21 protein-coding genes and 1 tRNA gene are annotated in these 17,609 nt (G+C 66.8%); 8 read left to right on the forward strand and 14 right to left on the reverse strand.

All coding sequences use genetic code 11. The features are described 5' to 3' along the window. The first annotated feature begins 78 nt into the window (after window positions 1–78). On the forward strand, window positions 79–1,197 hold the full coding sequence (locus ACFQEY_RS01905) for a DUF5305 domain-containing protein (RefSeq protein ID WP_379764250.1): 1,119 nt from the start codon (window positions 79–81) through the stop codon (window positions 1,195–1,197). Window positions 1,198–1,207: 10 nt separating this feature from the next. Here the strand turns inward: ACFQEY_RS01905 and ACFQEY_RS01910 are convergent, their stop codons facing one another. The 5 genes from ACFQEY_RS01910 to ACFQEY_RS01930 form a co-directional block, all read right to left on the reverse strand. After that, window positions 1,208–2,263 (reverse strand): hypothetical protein, encoded by a 1,056-nt coding sequence (locus ACFQEY_RS01910; protein ID WP_379764252.1) that lies wholly within the window; start codon window positions 2,261–2,263, stop codon window positions 1,208–1,210. Window positions 2,264–2,502: 239 nt separating this feature from the next. After that, on the reverse strand, window positions 2,503–3,048 hold the full coding sequence (locus ACFQEY_RS01915; protein WP_379764254.1) for a DUF7344 domain-containing protein: 546 nt from the start codon (window positions 3,046–3,048) through the stop codon (window positions 2,503–2,505). A gap of 182 nt (window positions 3,049–3,230) precedes the next feature. Continuing rightward, window positions 3,231–3,782: a hypothetical protein gene (locus ACFQEY_RS01920; RefSeq protein WP_379764256.1), complete on the reverse strand. Its 552-nt coding sequence runs from the start codon at window positions 3,780–3,782 to the stop codon at window positions 3,231–3,233. Between the two features lie 712 nt (window positions 3,783–4,494). Next, on the reverse strand, window positions 4,495–5,259 hold the full coding sequence (locus tag ACFQEY_RS01925; RefSeq protein WP_379764258.1) for a hypothetical protein: 765 nt from the start codon (window positions 5,257–5,259) through the stop codon (window positions 4,495–4,497). Between the two features lie 255 nt (window positions 5,260–5,514). After that, on the reverse strand, window positions 5,515–6,081 hold the full coding sequence (locus tag ACFQEY_RS01930) for a hypothetical protein (protein WP_379764260.1): 567 nt from the start codon (window positions 6,079–6,081) through the stop codon (window positions 5,515–5,517). A 260-nt stretch (window positions 6,082–6,341) separates the two neighbouring features. Here ACFQEY_RS01930 and ACFQEY_RS01935 point away from each other — a divergent pair, with 260 nt between their 5' ends. Then, window positions 6,342–6,941 (forward strand): hypothetical protein, encoded by a 600-nt coding sequence (locus ACFQEY_RS01935; protein WP_379764262.1) that lies wholly within the window; start codon window positions 6,342–6,344, stop codon window positions 6,939–6,941. An 85-nt stretch (window positions 6,942–7,026) separates the two neighbouring features. Beyond that, window positions 7,027–7,947 carry a DUF5658 family protein gene (locus tag ACFQEY_RS01940; protein WP_379764264.1) on the forward strand — a complete coding sequence of 307 codons (921 nt, stop codon included), beginning with the start codon at window positions 7,027–7,029 and terminating at the stop codon, window positions 7,945–7,947. A gap of 85 nt (window positions 7,948–8,032) precedes the next feature. Here ACFQEY_RS01940 and ACFQEY_RS01945 read toward each other — a convergent pair whose 3' ends face one another. From ACFQEY_RS01945 to ACFQEY_RS01970, 6 genes are all read right to left on the reverse strand, one after another. Next, complete coding sequence (locus ACFQEY_RS01945; protein ID WP_379764266.1) at window positions 8,033–9,220, reverse strand: S24/S26 family peptidase; 1,188 nt, start codon at window positions 9,218–9,220, stop codon at window positions 8,033–8,035. Between the two features lie 79 nt (window positions 9,221–9,299). Then, window positions 9,300–9,434 (reverse strand): hypothetical protein, encoded by a 135-nt coding sequence (locus ACFQEY_RS01950; protein WP_379764268.1) that lies wholly within the window; start codon window positions 9,432–9,434, stop codon window positions 9,300–9,302. Between the two features lie 31 nt (window positions 9,435–9,465). Then, complete coding sequence (locus ACFQEY_RS01955) at window positions 9,466–9,633, reverse strand: hypothetical protein (protein WP_379764270.1); 168 nt, start codon at window positions 9,631–9,633, stop codon at window positions 9,466–9,468. Between the two features lie 113 nt (window positions 9,634–9,746). After that, a tRNA-Ser gene (locus ACFQEY_RS01960) sits at window positions 9,747–9,828 on the reverse strand. A 27-nt stretch (window positions 9,829–9,855) separates the two neighbouring features. Continuing rightward, the gene (locus tag ACFQEY_RS01965) at window positions 9,856–10,161 is read right to left on the reverse strand and encodes a hypothetical protein (protein ID WP_379764272.1); all 306 of its coding nucleotides are present in this window, start codon (window positions 10,159–10,161) and stop codon (window positions 9,856–9,858) included. A 1-nt stretch (window position 10,162) separates the two neighbouring features. Then, window positions 10,163–10,543 (reverse strand): Rid family detoxifying hydrolase, encoded by a 381-nt coding sequence (locus ACFQEY_RS01970; RefSeq protein ID WP_379764274.1) that lies wholly within the window; start codon window positions 10,541–10,543, stop codon window positions 10,163–10,165. A 147-nt stretch (window positions 10,544–10,690) separates the two neighbouring features. Here ACFQEY_RS01970 and ACFQEY_RS01975 point away from each other — a divergent pair, with 147 nt between their 5' ends. Next, the gene (locus tag ACFQEY_RS01975; RefSeq protein WP_379764276.1) at window positions 10,691–11,101 is read left to right on the forward strand and encodes a DUF7577 domain-containing protein; all 411 of its coding nucleotides are present in this window, start codon (window positions 10,691–10,693) and stop codon (window positions 11,099–11,101) included. Between the two features lie 128 nt (window positions 11,102–11,229). Here ACFQEY_RS01975 and ubaA read toward each other — a convergent pair whose 3' ends face one another. Beyond that, window positions 11,230–12,042 (reverse strand): SAMP-activating enzyme E1, encoded by an 813-nt coding sequence (gene ubaA, locus ACFQEY_RS01980; protein ID WP_379764278.1) that lies wholly within the window; start codon window positions 12,040–12,042, stop codon window positions 11,230–11,232. Window positions 12,043–12,136: 94 nt separating this feature from the next. Then, the gene (locus tag ACFQEY_RS01985) at window positions 12,137–13,111 is read right to left on the reverse strand and encodes a VOC family protein (RefSeq protein WP_379764280.1); all 975 of its coding nucleotides are present in this window, start codon (window positions 13,109–13,111) and stop codon (window positions 12,137–12,139) included. A gap of 158 nt (window positions 13,112–13,269) precedes the next feature. Here ACFQEY_RS01985 and ACFQEY_RS01990 point away from each other — a divergent pair, with 158 nt between their 5' ends. The 3 genes from ACFQEY_RS01990 to ACFQEY_RS02000 all read left to right on the forward strand — a co-directional run bounded on the left by ACFQEY_RS01990 (window position 13,270) and on the right by ACFQEY_RS02000 (window position 15,898). After that, window positions 13,270–13,689 (forward strand): cobalamin B12-binding domain-containing protein, encoded by a 420-nt coding sequence (locus tag ACFQEY_RS01990; RefSeq protein ID WP_379764282.1) that lies wholly within the window; start codon window positions 13,270–13,272, stop codon window positions 13,687–13,689. After that, window positions 13,690–14,877 (forward strand): methylmalonyl Co-A mutase-associated GTPase MeaB, encoded by a 1,188-nt coding sequence (gene meaB, locus ACFQEY_RS01995; RefSeq protein WP_379764284.1) that lies wholly within the window; start codon window positions 13,690–13,692, stop codon window positions 14,875–14,877. Between the two features lie 64 nt (window positions 14,878–14,941). Further along, entirely contained in the window at window positions 14,942–15,898 is a 957-nt protein-coding gene (locus ACFQEY_RS02000; RefSeq protein ID WP_379764286.1) for an alpha/beta fold hydrolase, read from the forward strand. A 52-nt stretch (window positions 15,899–15,950) separates the two neighbouring features. Here ACFQEY_RS02000 and ACFQEY_RS02005 read toward each other — a convergent pair whose 3' ends face one another. Beyond that, window positions 15,951–16,469, reverse strand: coding sequence for a DUF4442 domain-containing protein (locus ACFQEY_RS02005; RefSeq protein ID WP_379764288.1), 519 nt, complete (start codon window positions 16,467–16,469; stop codon window positions 15,951–15,953). A gap of 118 nt (window positions 16,470–16,587) precedes the next feature. Between ACFQEY_RS02005 and ncsA the strand changes: the two genes are divergently transcribed. Beyond that, the gene (gene ncsA, locus ACFQEY_RS02010) at window positions 16,588–17,562 is read left to right on the forward strand and encodes a tRNA 2-thiolation protein NcsA (RefSeq protein WP_379764290.1); all 975 of its coding nucleotides are present in this window, start codon (window positions 16,588–16,590) and stop codon (window positions 17,560–17,562) included. Window positions 17,563–17,609: the final 47 nt, after the last annotated feature.

Here is a 17,609-nt window from a genome sequence, read left to right on the forward strand (position 1 = left end):
GCGCTCCGCGACGCGGATCGGGTGGCGACCTGATCGTTTCGACGGGTGGCGACCTGACCGATTCGACGGGTGGCGACCGTGAGCGAGGTCGAGCGGTCGATCCGGGTCCGCGCGTTCCTCGAACAGTGGCTCTCGGTGATCCTGATCGCCGCGGTGCTTCTGGCCGCGGTCGGCGGCTGGTGGAGCTATCAGGTATACGCCACTCCCGAGGTCGAACGCGACGAGGTGACCGTCAGTCAGTGGTCGGAGTCGACCGCCTACGACCACAGCTCAGTCATCGTGAACGAGTCGTTGGTCTTCGAGGAGGGCGAACGCGTACATAACCGCCCGGTGTACTACGTGAACCTCGCCGAGGAGCTCGACGTGACGTACACGTACGAACACACCGCCGAAGACGGGTCCGTCGACGTGACGACCGATATGCGCCTCGTGTACCGCAGCGTTGAGGACGACGACGTGCTCTGGGAGTACGCAGAACCGCTGGCGACCGGTAGCGACGAGGACGTCACCGCGGACGGGAACCACACGGTGGACGCGACCGTCGACATCGACGACGTCTTCGAGACCATCGCCACGATCGAACAGGAACTCGGCGCGGCCGGGACCATCGAGATCCGCGTCGTGTCGACGTCGAACGTGGAGGGAACCCTGTCGGGACAGTCGGTGAGCGACTCCTACGAGAGCGTGATGCCGATCGCCGTCAATCAGCAAACCCTCCGAGTCTTGGAGACCGAGACGATCGACGAGTCCGGCCAGCGAACGGAGACGGTCGAGCGGACCGTCGGGCCGAGCGGGATCGAAGCGGCCGGATCGGCGCTCGTGTTGGTCCTCGGGCTGGGCACGTTCGGCGGGCTCCTGTTCGCCCGTCAGAACGGTCTGGTCTATCTCTCGGCGGACGAACGCGAGATCCTGCGGATCCACCAGCAGGAACAGGAGTTCTCCGAGTGGATAACCAGCGGGACGTTCCCGTCGGAGCGGGAGTACGAGGCGACCGTGCTCGTCGACGACCTCGAAGGGCTCGTCGACGTCGCCATCGACACCAACAAGCGCGTGATCAAAGACGAGCAGCTCGGCGTGAGCACGGTTCTCGACGGGGAGTACGTGTACGTGTACGTTCGGCCGGACTCACCGGCGGGCGAGTGGCTCGTCAACTACGCCGACACGACGATGGCCGAGTTCGAAGAGTACGACTTCTGACGCGTCGAGGTCACGCGTCCGGTCGGTCGCCCTCGATCTCGCTGTCTTCGGCCTCGATGTCGACGCTACTGCCGCCGCTGGCGTCGACGTCGAAATCGCCCCGGATCGCGCTGTTCTCCAGTTCGGCGTCGACGCTGCTCCCGCCGCCCGTCGCGATCACGACGTCGTCGCCGATCTCGCTGCCCTCCATCGAGAGGGAAGCCTCCCCACCGCCGCCGAGGGTCACGGCAATCCCGTCACCGATCCTGGCGTCCTCCATTTCGATCTCGACTTCGGCACCGCCGGGCGTGTCGATCCGAACCTCGCCGTCGATGTCGCTATCGGCCATCGAGAGCGAGACGCTCCCGCCCCCTCGGATGTCGATCCGGAGATCGCCGCGAATGTCGCTTCCGTCGAGTTCGATCTCGACATCGCCCCCGCCGCCGAGAGTGACGGTGGCGTCGCCGTCGACGACGCTGTCCTCAGCTTCGATCTCGACTTCCCCACCGCCACGGAGGTCGACGTCGATACAGGGGACCGTCTCCTCCTCCAGTTCGATCTCCGGGGCGGTGAGACACGCCGCGGAGACCGCCCGGCACGTAACGGCCGTGGTCCGCGTCAGCTCGACCGATTCGTCGCGGTCCGTGGTGACCGCGCGGATCCGCATGTCGACGTCGCCGGCGGTGTTGGACGAGCACGCGAGCTCAGTCCCGACGTGGGACTCTTCACCCGGTTGAAGGGTCCATCTGGAGACGTCGAGATCGCTTCTGTCGATACCGAGGCCGTCGGAGGAGATGACACTCACTCGCTCGATCGAGAGGGGTTCGGAGAATCGGTTTGTCAGCGTCAACAGCGTCACCGAGTCGCCGGCGTCGCCGGTCGGATCGACCGCCTCAACGCCCAGCAGGGCGTTGGCGTCCTCGGCTGTCCCGACGCTGAACGATCGGTCGCCGGCCACCGCGGAGAACGCGCCGGTTCCCTGTGCTCCGGCTGCAGCGGCCCCGCCGGTGAGCAGCAGCCCGAGCGCGGCCCGGCGGCTCACGGAGCCGCCGGATTCGCCTCTGTCACGCTGCCGTTTTCGGGGCATCTCGGTGGTTTTGACGCTGATCTGTTGGCTGTCGACCGGTGCCGCCGATCCCGGTCGGCGTCGAACGGACGGGATCGACGAAACCTGCGGATACGTACCGCGCTCACCGATAATTTATGCCCACAGACATATAGTCTTATAGGGGTGCAGGATGGGCGAAGTTCGCCCGGGGCGTTCCGACCGATGGCGGGGGCGACCGTAGTCCTCCGGGATGTTCCGACCGTCGTCGCCGGAACCGGTCACGGTGGCTCTTCGGTTCCGCCGAGCCGGTAGCGGCGGTTCTGGAGCACCTGTGCGATCGACGATGCGAAGAACACCGCGAGGATTAGCGCGGCCCAGCCGATCTCCGGAACGACGCCCGTCGGGACGAACCCAACCCACACGCCGGCGAGCACGACCGCGGAGAGGGCGGAGACGCCGAGGTAGTAGATACCCCACGAGATCGATCCCGCCGGGACGACGTCGAGGTAGACGTCGAGGGTCGCGGCTTCGTCGGTGAGCTCGATCCGATCGCCGTCGTAGTCGATCATCCCGGCGTCGGCCAGTCGGTCGAGGTGCGTCTGCTGGAGGGACGTATACACGCGTTTGCGCTCGGCGGAGGTGAGTTCCGCCACCGACTTGTCCTGCTCGCGAGCGGCCACCTTCTCCGCGAGATCGGAGAGGGTGAGCGGCCCGTCGGCCTTCTTACAGAAGTGGATGACGTACCGCCGGCGGTGGTTGCTCAACAGGTCGTAGAGCTCGTCCTTCTCCGGGCGCGTGTACTCCCGTTGGTCGGTGAGAGACACGCTCACGAACCCCCCGATCCCCCCAATCCCCCCGATCCCGGTCGCTCGACGGGTGGCGTCCGCTCTCGTTCCGGGTGAGGACCCGTGCTCCCACGCATGCTGTGTCCCCGATTCGTTTCAGCCGGTATATACTATTCGGGTGTCGGTTCCGGAGTCGACGCACGTGCCGACCCGCCGAGCCGTCACTCGAGTCCGAGGGCACTGGCGACCGCGTCGGTGTCCTCGACGGAGCGCTCGGACGCCTCCGATCTTCGACTGCGGTACTCCTCGATGTGACCGTTGATCGTTCCCGCGTCCGCGTCCTCGTCGGCGGCGGTCGCGGCCGCCAGCGCGGCCTCGGTCGCGGCGACCTGAAGGTCAGTCTCCTCGGCCGCCGTTTCACACAGCGACGTCGCCGCGTCCTCGGCGATTTCGCGGGCGAGGTCGACCGATTCGGCGAATCCCGACTGGGCTCGCTCGATGTCCGCCGCGGCGGTCTCGATCGCCTCGATCGCGGCCGCGTACGACTCCTCGTTGAACGCGGTGATCCCCTCGTCGCGGGCTCCCAGCGCGTCGTTGCGGGCGACGAGCGCGTCGTCGTACGTTTGGACGATCTCGCGGCGCTCGTCGTCGATATCACCGCCGCCACCACCGGAGAGTCCTCCCTCGCCGCCGGTGAACGTATCGAGGCAGCCGGATAGGGATAGAGAGAGGAAAAGCGAAATCGCGGATAGTAGCCTGCGTCGACTAACCATGTCTTAGGTAGATTCATGCCGAATTATAACTTTACTGGCTCTGTTGAAATACGATTCATCGGATATGATACGAAACGAAATAGCCTGTCGATACAGGAAGAGCAGTGAGCGATTCCGAAAATAAGTGTATCATTTCATTGGAGTGAACATTTATAAGTGAATGAGTGATGTTGTTGGCGACTGTTTATGTACCGTTGCTGGCGTGGTGACCACTTGCAAAGCCCCAGCCGTGAGGCGGGCGCACGCTCGCTGCGCGCCTCGTCACTCGCTCCACTCGTTCCTGCGGTGCTTACGTCGCCTGCGCCCGCCTCACGGCTGCCCCTTTGAGTCCCACCCCACAACCGCACAGCCCCGTACCTCACACCTCCCCAACCTCGCCGCTCGCTTCGCTCGCGGCGTCCCTCGCGGGCTCCTCGCGCCCTGCGGGCGCTCGGAGGCGCGCCACCGCCGCGATCATTTATAAGCGGGCGTCGCTCTCGCACTTGTTGTTTTAAATGTCGCGTCGCCGGCTGCGTTCTGCAATACCTACTCCCGCAATCGCTCAAGAATCACCGTTCAACGATCAGGTGTTTCAGATACTACGGTGTCTGAAGAATCTAAATTCAACAGAGTCGTCTGGGACGGAGAGTACTATCGTTCTCACGTTCTCAGTTGAGACATTATTCCATGTGAGTATGGCCATCAATTCAGGTGTGTATTTCGAGATAGGGGTTTACTCTTCTGGGTTGTTTTGATCACCACTGGTACCAATGACGATTTCGTCTACGAGATCGATTGTCGCGTGCTCACCGTTTTCGGAGAACGGATCCAGGTCGTCTAAATCGGCCCCTTTAGTCAAGTCTTTACTCGTTTGGTCTTCCGTGTTTACGTGGAGTGCAACGTTTTCGGACCCACCGGCTGGTATCGTAACGAAATTCGCTGGATCAGAGTCACCATCTCCGTTTCCGCTGGGATTTGGGGAGATAATCATCCCGCCCTCAAGTTTAAATTGATACGTGTTTTGGACGAGACCTAGAGTAAGCGGTCCATCTTCAGTTATGGTATCGCTGGGAGTAAACGTGATACCAACATCTTTGTCTTCTGTTCCTTCATTTCTTATCCGGAGGAACCCGTCGAAGTCGTGTGAAGTATCGATCATCGTTGCGACTTCGAACGCGAGGTCTTCGTTCGTTTCAGCGTTCGCTCCAACTGCTGGAAGGTCTCCTGGTTCGAGAGTGTTTAGCGTCCCGTCGATATCGTCGTCACCACCGCTAAATAGAGACTCACTACTGATGTCGTAGTACATGTCTTCGTCGGGATCAAATTCCTCGCCATCACGAAAGCTTTCACCCGCCTCCGCGATAAGATCATCTTCAACGACAACGCGGAAGTCAGCGCTCGAGTCCGCGGACGACGTGAACGACGCCGACGAGAACACCGCCCCGCTCCCTGTCGCTAACGCGCCGAGTCCAAGTAACATACTGCGTCGTTTGGCCATGAGGGTTCCACCTACTCGTCACCAGTAACGGTATCCACTTAGTATTAGGTTACTTGAAACGATTGAAGGGCCCTCTTCAAGCGCTCGTCTCGCACCGCGATCGGTTCAAGCGGTGCTTGATGGTGCAAGCTGATTGGGAACAATCGCACGACTCGGAGGGGGTCGCGTTCCGCCGACGAAAATTCCGTGGTTAGTGATACCACGGGAGGTTCTCTCACCGTTTCGCAGAATGGTCGAACTTCAGTCACGTGTTCGCTACTCGCGTACGGCGGTGATCTCCAGAGAAATCGTCGAGCCGCCGGGGAGGTCGTCGAGGTCGCCGGGGTCGTCGTCGGGGATCAGGTTCACGGCGACGCCGAACGTCGTCGAGTCGCCGGGGGCCAGCGCCTCGTTCGTATCCGCGAGCAGCGTCGTCCGACCCTCCTCGTCGGTGTCGGCGTCCCCCTCGGCGGAGACGACGCTGAGGGTCTCGGCGACGGCCGCGTCCGACTCGTCCGGATCGTCGCCGGCCGGTCGGAACGCGAACGCGAGCCAGTCGTACGTCACGTCGCCTTCGTTCGTGATCTCGACGAGCCCGTCGAAGCGCGAGACCGACCGCTGGTTCAGCTTCTCGATCACGATCGCCTCGACGGCACCGGCGTCGTCGGTCTGCACGTACTCCTCGTTCGGGCGCGCGGGCACGAGCCGAAGCTCGGAGGCGATAACCACGCGCAGGTCCGCGGACGCCGCGGCGGTGTTCGAGAGGACAGACGCCGAGGTGACGGCTGCGCTTCCGAGCGCCGCGGAGGCGAGTCCGATCGCAGTTTGTCGTCTCGTGATCATGCGTTCCGCCGCCGCGGCTCGTACCGATCCGCGGTTCGTGTCCCACTCTACGTCGTCCGCCCCTTTTGTATTGGCGGGCTTTCCCCGGGCGGCCGGTCAGACCGCGAGAGCGACGGGCGACGACGGGCGGTTCAAGGTGTCCGATACCGGCTCTCCTTCACCTGTGGCGCGGTTCAAGCCGACCGATACCGCTTCCGTGTTCGGGCGCAGTCCCGTTCAAGCGGCCCAATACAAAGGGGGTGGGGATACACTGGATAGATATGGCAAACAGACGCAGCGTCCTGATCGGACTCGGTGGATTGGTGGCGGGCGGCGGCGCGATACTCAGCACGGGCGCGTTCGACACGGTGGAGGCCGATCGGACGGTCTCCGTCGAGACCGCCGGCGACGCGAACGCCCTCTTGGGGCTCGAGCCGGCCGACCGCGACGGAGACGACAACAACGCGTACGTCGAGGAGACCGACGACACGATCGCGATCAACCTCGACGGAAACGACCCAGAGGGGGCCGATGGACTTAACCAGAACGCGATTACGACGTTCCGGAACCTCGTGACCGTGACCAATCAGGGGACCCAGACCGTGAACTCGGTCACGCTCGAGTTCACCGACATACCGGGTGACGCTGACGCCTCGGAGACGTTCTCATTCCCGGTCGACGAGTTCGACGGGGACAGCGAGGACTCGGTAGATAACGGCGGCGACATCCTCACCGGGGAAGACGACATCACGGACTCCCTTGAATCGGGCGACTCGATCAATTTCGGCATCGAGATCGACCTGATCAACGGCGGGGACGAGGGAGACCTCGATAACGGGGACTACACCCTCACTATCACCGCCGAGTCCGACGACAGCTAGACTCCTCCCCACTCATCTCTCACCGTTTCGTTCGCGATCCCCGCGTCGTTTAACAATCGGAGCGTGTAACGTACGGCCAGCACGCATGGATCGCTCCGCCCACGCGACGGTTCTCTTACTCGACCCCGACAGAGAGCGCGCCGCCGAGTACGCGGACCGGCTGGACGGCTATGAGGCCCGGACCGCCGATGACGTCGAATCGGCGCTCGACGCGCTCGACGGCGACGTGGACGTGGTCCTGCTCGACGGCGACTTCGTCGCCGGAGCGGGGCCCGAACTGATCGGCCGGATCCGGTCGCGCCGGCCGGACTGTCAGATCGGGCTACTGTCGGGAGCGACGGACGGGCTGACCGTTCTCGGGCTCGACGTCGACGAGCACGTCCCGCGACCGGTGACCCGAGACGAGCTTCGCCGGACCGTCGCTCGCCTCGTCGACCGCGGCGCGGTGACGGCGGCGGTGGAGCAGTACCTCTCGCTCGCGGCCCGTCGGCGACGTGTGGAGTCCCGCCGCGACCCTGACGAACTCTCGGACGACGATCGGTACCGCGAGCTTCGCGGCGAGACCGCCGCCCGTCGCCGACAGATCGACACGCTACTCGCGCAGGCGGCCGAGGCGGACGCCGCCGATTCCGAGGTCTCCGACGCCGACGCGCTCGGCGAGGGCGACGGAACGCCGCTGTACCGAAGCCGGGCGGGGGAGTTCTACGCGCTCTGGCTCGTCGCCGCGCTCACGTACGGCGTCGGCGACGTCGTCTCGACGCTGTACGCGACCGTCGCCGTGCCCGGACTGATCGAGGCCAACCCCGTCGTCGGCGGCCTGCTCGGAGACTTCGGCGTCTCCGGGTTCCTCCTGTTGAAGCTCCTCGTGTTCCTCGTGTTGATCTCGGTCAGCGTCCACGGGGCCCGCTCTCGCGAGCCGTTCTCGTACTACTGGCCGCCTGTCGCGGCGGCCGGGCTGGGGCTGGCGCTCACCGGGTGGAACCTCAGGCTGATCGTCGGCGGGTGATCGACGCCGGGATCAACAGCGGGTGATCGACGCCGGGATCAACGGCGGGAGGGTGACGTCGAGCCGACCGCGTCCGAGTTGGCGGTCACAGCCACTTTCGGATCCGTCGCCGAACGCGGTCGACCAGCGCGACGTCGCGGTCGCGCGACCGGAATCGGAACGGTTCGAGCCCGACCGCGAGGACGTACGCGGTCGTGACGACGCCGACGATGACCCCGTTTATGGCTGCGATCGCGACGTACGGGTGAATCGCGTGGAGCGCGAGTATCACCGAAGCGGGGAGGAACTGGACGTACTGTCGCTCGTCGATCGTCCGGACGTACGCGCCCGTCTCTTCGGGCGCGCGGATCGTCACGGTCGTGCTGGCGGTTTCGCCCCGTCCCGCCACCAGGTCGACCCGGCTCACCTCCACGCCGGTGCTCGCGGACTCCACGGTCGCGATCCGTGGGATGAACCCGTCATTGGTGAAGTTGTAGGTGAACTCCGTGGATTCGCCGCGTTCGATGACCGTGGGGTTGTCACTCGGCGTCTGCGAGCTCACGATCGTGATGTCGTTCGTCCCCGACGGGATCACCATGCTCGCGGTCGCCGGAACGGTGATGAGAAGGAGGATCGCGACGAGAACGAGGACCGCGCTCGTCTCGCTCCGACGGCTGCGCGAGCGGTCCGAGCGTTCGGGCCGTCGGCCGCGACCGCCACCGAAGAGCTCCGCGACGATGCTGTACGCCAACAGCAACAGCCCGACTCCCACCATCGTGGAGCCGACGTCGCCGTCGGCCACGCCGCCCAGTCCCGGAACGCCCGCGAGGAACGACGCGGCGATCGAGAACGCCTCCTGCATCCCGAGGACGACGACGCCGATCTTCGGGATCACCACCACGTCGCCGTCGAGCTGCAGCGCGACGGCCGCGATCTGCGACTCCCGTACCGGCGGCTCCGGACCGTCCTGATCGGTGAACGGGTTCGCGTCGCCCCGGGTGATGTACCCCTCGTCGGTCTCGCCGACGATCCGGTGGGTGGTCAGTCCGCCACCCTGCAGCTCGCGGGCGTCGAAGGTCACGACGTCGCCCTCGCCGAGGTCGCCCGCGATCTGCGGCGGGACCGCGACGAATCCGTCGCCCGGGGCCATGTTCGCGGGATCGCCGTTCATGCTCCCCGTGAGAACGAATCCGAGGACGATCGGCTGGCCGAGCTGCTGTCCGACGAGCATGGCGACGACGACGACCACGAGGAGGACGGTGACGCCGGAGCCGGCTAGCGATCTGAGCTTCATCGTGCGTGTGACCCCTGAGAACCCTCTCGACCGGAAGTATGAGCGACCGGCATAAATGTGATTCGACGGAGAGGACTCGTCAGGCGGAACCGGAGCGCTCCCGCCAGCGGGCGTCCCCGAGGTCACCGAGCATCGAGACCTGCACGACAGGGAACGAGAGCGCGTCCCCGAGGAAGTGGACGTAGACGTTGATCCGAGGCCCGCCGGGCGTCACCCTCGGAAATCCGACGAACGGGAACGCGAACTCACCGATCGCGGTCGGCGTCGTCGGTGAGATACTCCGAGTCGACCTCGTCGAGCGTCGGTTCCGGCGGTTCGTCGGCGGCGTCGAGTTCGCGTCGGTTGAGGCGGCTCTCCAGCTGCCGGCGCTTGTTCCGTCCTTTCCGCTCGCGGCCCGATTTCGTGTCTGGCATCGTCATCCGTGTTAACGGGTCACACACGTATGAATCTTGTGTCAGATACGAGGAACGATGACGTGCCCACGCTGAGAGAGTACGGGAGCTATCGGTGCGAGAGCGTCGAAAAGCGCCAGGAGAGGGATTTGAACCCCCGATCCCGGAAGGGAACACGCTTTCCAGGCGTGCGCCTTACCACTCGGCCATCCTGGCTCTATCCGAGATAATCTGGTGGGACTGTTAAGTCCTTCTTTTCGCGCGGAGTCGGTGCTCGGTGGCGTACGCGATCCCGCCCGACGTGGCGGCGATCGCTCCCGCGATCGCGAACACCCCGGCGTACGGAATCGGGAGGGCACCGGTGCCGCCGACGAGCAGGTACCCTTGTGCGAGCACCAGGAACGCGAACCCGCCGACGAGCCCCCACAGGGTCGCCGATTTGGCGCGGGTGCGTCCCGATCCCGTCAGATTTGTACTACCACCAGCCGCGTCCCGATCCGTCACGTCCCGATCCGCCGCGTTCCGATCCGCCGCGTCGCGGTCGGCCATCCTACTCGACGTCGGCGACGGCTTCGATCTCGATGCCGACGCCCTTGGGGAGCGCGCCCGCCTGGATCGCCGACCGCGCCGGCGGCGACTCGTCGAAGTAGTCCGCGTACGTCTCGTTCATCTCGTCGAAGTCGTCGATGTCGGCGAGAAAGACGGTTGTCTTGAGCACGTCCGCCGGCGACGCCCCCGCCTCGTCTAGCACGGCGACGAGGTTGTCGAGCGCCCGCTCGGTCTGCTCGGCGATCGGCGCGTCGTCGAGGAGGTCGCCGTCGGCCGTGAGCGGGATTTGCCCGGCCGTGAAGACGAGGTCGCCGTTCGTCGTCGCCTGACTGTACGCCCCGACCGCTTCGGGGGCCGCGTCCGTGTGCACGGTCGTTTTCATACGCGTCCGTTTTCGACGGGGATCACCAAGAGTGTCGGGGACTCCGGGCGGTCGCCCCCGGAGGTTCTTCGTGCGGTCACAACGGTGGACGGCGACGACCGCGTCCCACCGCTGCGCCTATATCCTTGGCCTGCTAACATACGGCATATGACGGGGGACACCCTCGTTCCGGTCGTCGCGGTCTTCGTCGGGGTGCTCGCGGCCAACCTCGCGCTCGCGTGGCTCCTCGCGAGGCGGGACTGGGAGCCGCCCGACGTCCTCGGAGCGTCCGACGAACCCGGGGAAGACGGCACAGACTCCGGGATCGAACGGACCGTCGCCGACTCCGGGACCGAACGGACCGACGCCGACTCCGGGACCGACACCACCGCGTCCGGCGTCTCCCCGGCCGGAGGCCCGCCGCCGCTCGACATCGACGGCGAGACCGTGGTCTGCCGGCACTGCGGGGCGGAGAACCGGCCGGAGTTCCGGTACTGCCGGTGGTGCGTTCGCTCCGGGTTCGCCGACGACGGATCGGGCGCACCCGCCGGTCCGACGATGACCGAGCGCTCGATGTGAGCCGAGATGCGGCGCGAGCGGATCCGAGAAGCGGCGCGAACGGCTCCGAGATGCGACACGAGCGTCTCCAAGATATGGCAGGACTAGCGTCCGGAGTGCCGGACGGCCGCGGCGCGCCGCCTCTCGGTTCAGTCCGCGTTCACACGGCAGCCGCCCGTGTAGTCGATCCCGTCGAGCGTTTCGATGCCGTCGTCGCCGCAGACCGGGCAGTCCGGGTTCTTCCGGAACGGGACGGACTCGAAACTCACGTCCATCGCGTCGTAAAAGAGGAGCCGACCGTCGAGCGGCTCTCCGACGTCGACGAGGAGCTTGATCGCCTCGGTCGCCTGGATGCAGCCGACCGTGCCGGGCAGCACGCCGAGCACGCCCGTGGCCGCGCAGTCGGGGACCGTTCCCGGTTCCGGTGCCTCCGGGAAGAGACACCGGTAGCAGGGACCACCCGGGACGAGCGTCGTCGCCTGTCCTTCGAATTTGTAGATGGCTCCGTGGACGACCGGGAGCCCCTCGATCCGGGCCGCGTCGTTGACGACGTACCGCGTGCGGAAGTTGTCCGCGCAGTCGACGACGAGGTCGTACCCCGCGATCAGCTCGCGGACGTTGCCCTCGTCGAGGCGCGTCTCGTGCGTCTCCACGTCGATGTCCGGGTTGAGCCGGTCCACATACCGCGCCGCCGACTCGACCTTCGGCTCGCCCACGTCGGCGTCGCCGTGGATCACCTGTCGCTGGAGGTTCGACCGCTCGACGACGTCGTCGTCGACGATCCCGAGCGTCCCGACTCCCGCGGCCGCGAGGTACTGGATCACCGGCGCGCCGAGCCCCCCCGCGCCGATCACGAGCGCGCGACCGTCGAGCAGCCGCTTTTGGCCCGCCGGCCCGACCTCGTCCATGATGACGTGTCTGGAGTACCGATCGAGCTGGTCGGCGTCGAGCGAGAGGCTCATGCGTGGACGTGAGCGGTGAATCGGTATAATCGTGTTCCCGAGCGGACGGCGCTCTCGGGCTTGCCCGGCCGACGTCGTCGAGGTCGCTCCGGACTCACTCCGTCACGATGCGGACCTCGATCCCGTCGGCGTCGGTCACCGCGATCCCGTCGTCCCGCTCGTCGACGACGAACTCGACGTCCCGATCAGCGGCGACCGCGTCGAGCCGCCGTCGAACCGCGTCCAGCGCGGCCGCGTCCGGCACGATCACCTCGAACCACGCCAGCCTGCGTCCCGCTGCGGGGGTCGTGCGGCCGCGCCACGTGTTCGCGCCGATGTGGTGGTGGTAGCCGCCGGCCGCGACGAACCGGACGTTCGGACCGGTTATCCCGACCGCGAAGCCGATCCCGTCGACGTGGACCGCCTCGAACGCCGACAGCGACGTGACTTCGAGGTGGACGTGACCCACGTCGGTTCCGGGCGGGACGCGGTCGGTGCGGTCGGCCGAATCGGCGAGGTCGTCGCGGTCGCCATCGGAGGCGGCAGCGGCGACCCTCTCGAAATCGAGCGGTTCGGTCGCCATCCGGACCGTGCCGTCGTCGCCGATCGGCCACTCCTCGCGGGGACGGTCGCGGTAGATCTCGACGCCGTTGCCCTCGGGATCGTCGAGGTACAGCGCCTCGCTGACGAGGTGGTCGGATGCGCCGTCGAGCCGCCACCGATCCCGCACCCTCACGAGGGCGTCGCCGAGCGCGGCGCGGGTGGGAACGCGGAATGCGTTGTGGAACAGGCCGGCGTCGGTGGAGCGCCGCTCCGGGCGATCGACGTCGCGATTCAGGACGAGCAGCGGCGTCCCGTCGACGCCGAGCGCGGCCTCGTCGTCGTCGCGATCGAGGACCCCGAGCCCGACGACGTCGCGGTAGAACGCCGTCGTCTCGTCGAGGTCGGCCACGCGGAGCGCGGTACGACCGATTCGGGTCCTGCTCGGGAGGCGGCCGGGGGATGCGTCCGGGGCGTCGGATGGGTCGGCCTCGTCCGGGGCGTCGGATGGGCCGGCCGCGTCCGAGGAGTTAGCCGCGTCTCGGGTCATATCGACACGAAGGGCAGTGTGCGCGTTCAAGGCGTCGGTCGCGGAAGACACGGAGGGATTGACGGAGGACGCCGATGCGGACGCGACCGCCCGCCCGAATCCGGCATCCCTCCCGAACTTCCGTTAGAATCAAACGGGCACGCGACCCAGTACCGGACATGAGCGCCGAACAGGAGAAACGGGCCGTCCGCTGTCTGGTCGCGAAGGTCGGTCTCGACGGCCACGACCGGGGGGCACACGTGATCGCGCGGGCGTTCCGCGACGCCGGCTTCGAAGTCGTCTATTCCGGACTCCACCGCGCCCCGGAGGACATCGTGCAGGCGGCCGTCCAGGAGGACGTCGACGTGCTCGGCATCTCGATCCTGTCGGGGGCGCACAACACCCTCGTCCCGAAGGTGATCGAGGGGCTCAAAGAGTACGGCGCGTTCGAGGACACCCTCATCTTGGTCGGCGGGATCATCCCCGACGACGACGAGGCCGAGCTCAAGGAACTCGGCGTCGCCGAGGTGTTCGGACCGGGCACGCCGATGGAGGAGACGATCGAATTCATCCGGAACAACGTCCCGGAGCGAGCGTAGATGGGCGGGCCGACGGACGACGGCGGGGACACGAAGGCGACCGCGACGGACGCGCCCTCCCTCGCCAACCGCCACGCCGAGCTCGTCGAGGAGCTGCTCGCCGGGAGCCATCGCGCGCTCGCCCGCGTCATCACACTGATAGAGGACCGATCGACGGGGTACAGAGCCATCGTCTCCGCGCTCCACGAGCACACCGGCGGCGCGGACGTGATCGGGGTCACGGGCTCGCCCGGCGCGGGGAAGTCGACGCTCGTCGACAAGCTGGCGGCCGCCTACCGCGACCGCGGGGACACGGTCGGCGTGGTCGCCGTCGACCCCTCCTCGCCGTACACCGGCGGCGCGGTGCTCGGCGACCGGATCAGGATGGGGTCGAACGTCGGCGACATGGACGTGTTCTTCCGGTCGATGAGCGCCCGCGGCCAGCTCGGCGGCCTCTCGATGGCGACCGCGGACGCCGTGAAGGCGCTCGACGCCTTCGGCAAGGACGTCGTGATAATCGAGACGGTTGGAGCCGGACAGAACGAGGTCGACGTCGTCCGCACCGCGGACACAGTCGCGGTGCTCGTCCAGCCCGGTTCCGGTGACGACATCCAGACGCTCAAAGCTGGCATCCTCGAAATCGGCGACGTCTTCGTGGTCAACAAAGCCGACATGGACGGCGCAGAGCGGACCCTCGCGGAATTGGAGGAGATGGTCCATCGTCGTGAGAGCCCGACGAAAGGCCTCGATACGGGCCATCACGGCTTCGACGCCCCCGATCCTCCGGACCACGGTGAACACGATGGATCGGAGGGCGCGGGTGCAGGTGCGGATGAGGGCGCGGGTGCGGATGAGAGCGCGGGTGCGAGTGAGGCAGCGGAGGAAGCGGCTGCGTGGACCCCGGAGGTCCGACGGACGGTCGCGAACACCGGCGAGGGCGTCGAGGGACTCATCGAGACGTTCGACGCGCACGCGAGGCACCTCCGCGAGTCTGGGGAGATAGAGGCGACGCAGCGCCGGCGCTACGCCGAGGAGATCCGGACGCTGGTGCGCTCCGACGTCGGCGCGCTCGCGACGGCGGAGATCGATCGGCGCGGCGGGATCGACGCCCTCGCCGACGCGGTCCGCCGGCGGGAGACCGACCCGTACAGCGTCGCCGCGGCGATCGTCGACCCGATCGCGGACTGCGTCGAACCGAGCGACGGGTGATCCGGTCTCTCGGGGGCATAAGTCCCCCCGCGGATATAAGTCGCCCGCGGACCAACAGTATTCCATGAGACGCAGGAACATCGTCGGGAGCGCCCTCCTCGGCGTCGGCGCGATCGCCGCCCTCAACACCGGTCTCCGCTACGAGGGGGAACTGGAGTCCCCGCTCGACGGCGACGACGGCACGTTCCGCTGGCGCGGGATGGACGTCGCCTACGCGGAGTCCGGTGACCCCGAATCGCCCGATCTCGTTCTCCTCCACGGCGTCAACGCCGCCGGCACCTCGGGGGAGTGGCGCGAGGTGTTCGACGACCTCGCCGACGACTACCACGTCGTCGCGCCCGACCTCCCGGGATTCGGTCGGTCAGACCGGCCGCCGCTCCGCTACTCCGCGGCGCTGTACGAGGACTTCGTCCGCGACTTCCTCGCCGACTTCGAGGAGCCGGCCGTCGTCGCCTCGTCGCTATCGGCGGCGTACGCCGCTCGGGCGGCCGCGACCGACGGCCAGGGGGATGCCGGCGTCGAAATTTCCGGCTTCGTCGGCGTCTGTCCGACGACGGTCGCCGGGCCGAGTCCGCCGAAGGCGTGGATCCGCGAGCTGATCCGCTCGCCGCTCGTCGGGGACACGCTCTTTAACCTCGTCGCGTCGAAGCCGTCGATCCGGTATTTCAACGCGGACCACGGCTACGACGACCCGACGAACCCGAGCGAGGAGTGGACCGACTACGAGTGGCGGACGAGCCACGTCGAGAACGCGAGGTTCGCGCCGGCGTCGTTCGTCTCGGGGTACCTCAACAGCGACCTCGACCTCACGGCCGCGCTCGCGAGCCTCGACGTGCCGCCGACGATCGTCTGGGGACGCGAGGCCGAGGTGAGCCCGCTCTCGGACGGCCGCGAACTTGCCGACGCCGCGGACGCCAGGCTCGTCGTCTTCGACCGCGCCCGGCTGCTCCCTCACGTCGAGCACCCGGATCGGTTCGTCGAGACCGTCAGAGAGAGCCTCGTCGCGGGCGCGACGGCGTAAGCGAGTCTCGGTGCCGCTCGGTGTCGCTGTCGGAATATTTCGACCGCGTCGCTCACTCGTCCCGCCGGACGTACAGCGTCTTCTCGCAGGCCGCGTGGACCGTCCCCGCCTCGTCGACGAGCGAGACGAGGTAGGTTCGGTCGGTAGACTCGCCGGGGGATAGCTCCTCGCGGATCGCGTCCGTCTCGGCGGCGGGCAGTTCGAACTCGGCGTACAGCGTGTCGCGGCCGGGTTCGATGAACTCGATCGCCGCCGACTTGTCCCAGACGGTGAAGTCGTCGCCGAGGACCCGCTTGAGCATCGTCATGTACACCGGGTCGATCGCGCCGTAGAGGCTCCCGCCGAATATCGTCCCGACCGCGTTCCGCGTCCGCCAGTTGAACGGGACCCGAATTCGCACGTACCGCCAGTCCGCGGCGATGTGATCGACCCGCGCGCCGGTCCCGCGATACGCGGGCAGGAGGTTGAACCCGTGACGCCACAGTCGGGTACGGAACCCCTCGTCCGGCGGATCCGCTCGGAGAGGCCGCGGATCCGGATCGCGGTCGACGCCGGTGGGAGAGTCGGTCACGTCGGAGGGAGGCCGCCCCGACGACAAACCCATGTCGGAACCGGCGACAACCCGCGCGCGGTTGTTCACGATTTGCTGCCCGAAACGGGTATCCGCACGGGACCGTAACCCGACACCGATGGAGTGTGACAAGTGCGGGTCCGACGCGATCCACCACGCCGCCTACTCCGGGGCGCACCTGTGCGGCGAGCACCTCCGCCAGTCGGTCGAGACGCGCGTGAAACGCCGCGTCCGCGAGGACAGTCTGCTCGATCCGGACGCGACGGCCGAGGATCCCGACCGCTGGGTGATCGGTCTCTCCGGCGGGAAAGACAGCGTCGCGCTGACGAAGATACTGGACGACGTGTTCGGAAAGGACCCCCGCGTCGAGATGCTCGCGCTGACGATCCACGAGGGGATCGAGGGGTACCGCGACGCGAGCCTCGACGCCTGCGTCGAGCTCGCCGCCGACCTCTCCCTCCGACACGAGGTCGTCTCCTACGAGGAGGAATTCGACGTGCGGATGGACGACGTGGTCGAGAGCGATCCGGAGAACATGGCCGCCTGCGCGTACTGCGGCGTGTTCCGCCGCGATCTTCTAGAGAAGTACGCCGCCGAGTTCGACGCGGACAAGCTGCTCACCGGCCACAACCTCGACGACGAGGCGCAGACGGCGATGATGAATTTCCTCGAGGGCGACGTGCGGCAGGTGGCGAAGCACTTCGACGCCTCGCTCGGCCCCTTCGACGAGCGCGAGGGGACCGACGCGTTCGTCCCGCGCGCCAAGCCGCTACGAGACGTGCCCGAAAAGGAGATCGCCCTCTACTGTCACGTCCGCGACCTGCCGACCCACATGGCGGAGTGTCCCCACTCCTCGGAGGCGTACCGGGGCGAGATCCAGTCGACGATCCACGAGTTAGAGGAGAATCACCCCGGCGCGCGCCACTCGATCATGGCCGGGTACGAGGAGCTGTCAGCGCTCGCCGCCGAGCGGTACCGGGAGGGCGGCGACGGCGACTCGCCCGACCTCGTGGAGTGTCGGCGTTGCGGCTCGAAGACGAGCCGCGACGTCTGCAGGAAGTGCCGCCTGCTGGACGCGATCGAGGCGGTCTGAACGGATCGAGCGCTCGACAGCTCGGTCCAGGTCGACGTCGTAGTCGT

It is taken from the genome of Halorubrum trueperi, from assembly GCF_042662525.1.
Lineage (GTDB): Archaea > Halobacteriota > Halobacteria > Halobacteriales > Haloferacaceae > Halorubrum > Halorubrum trueperi.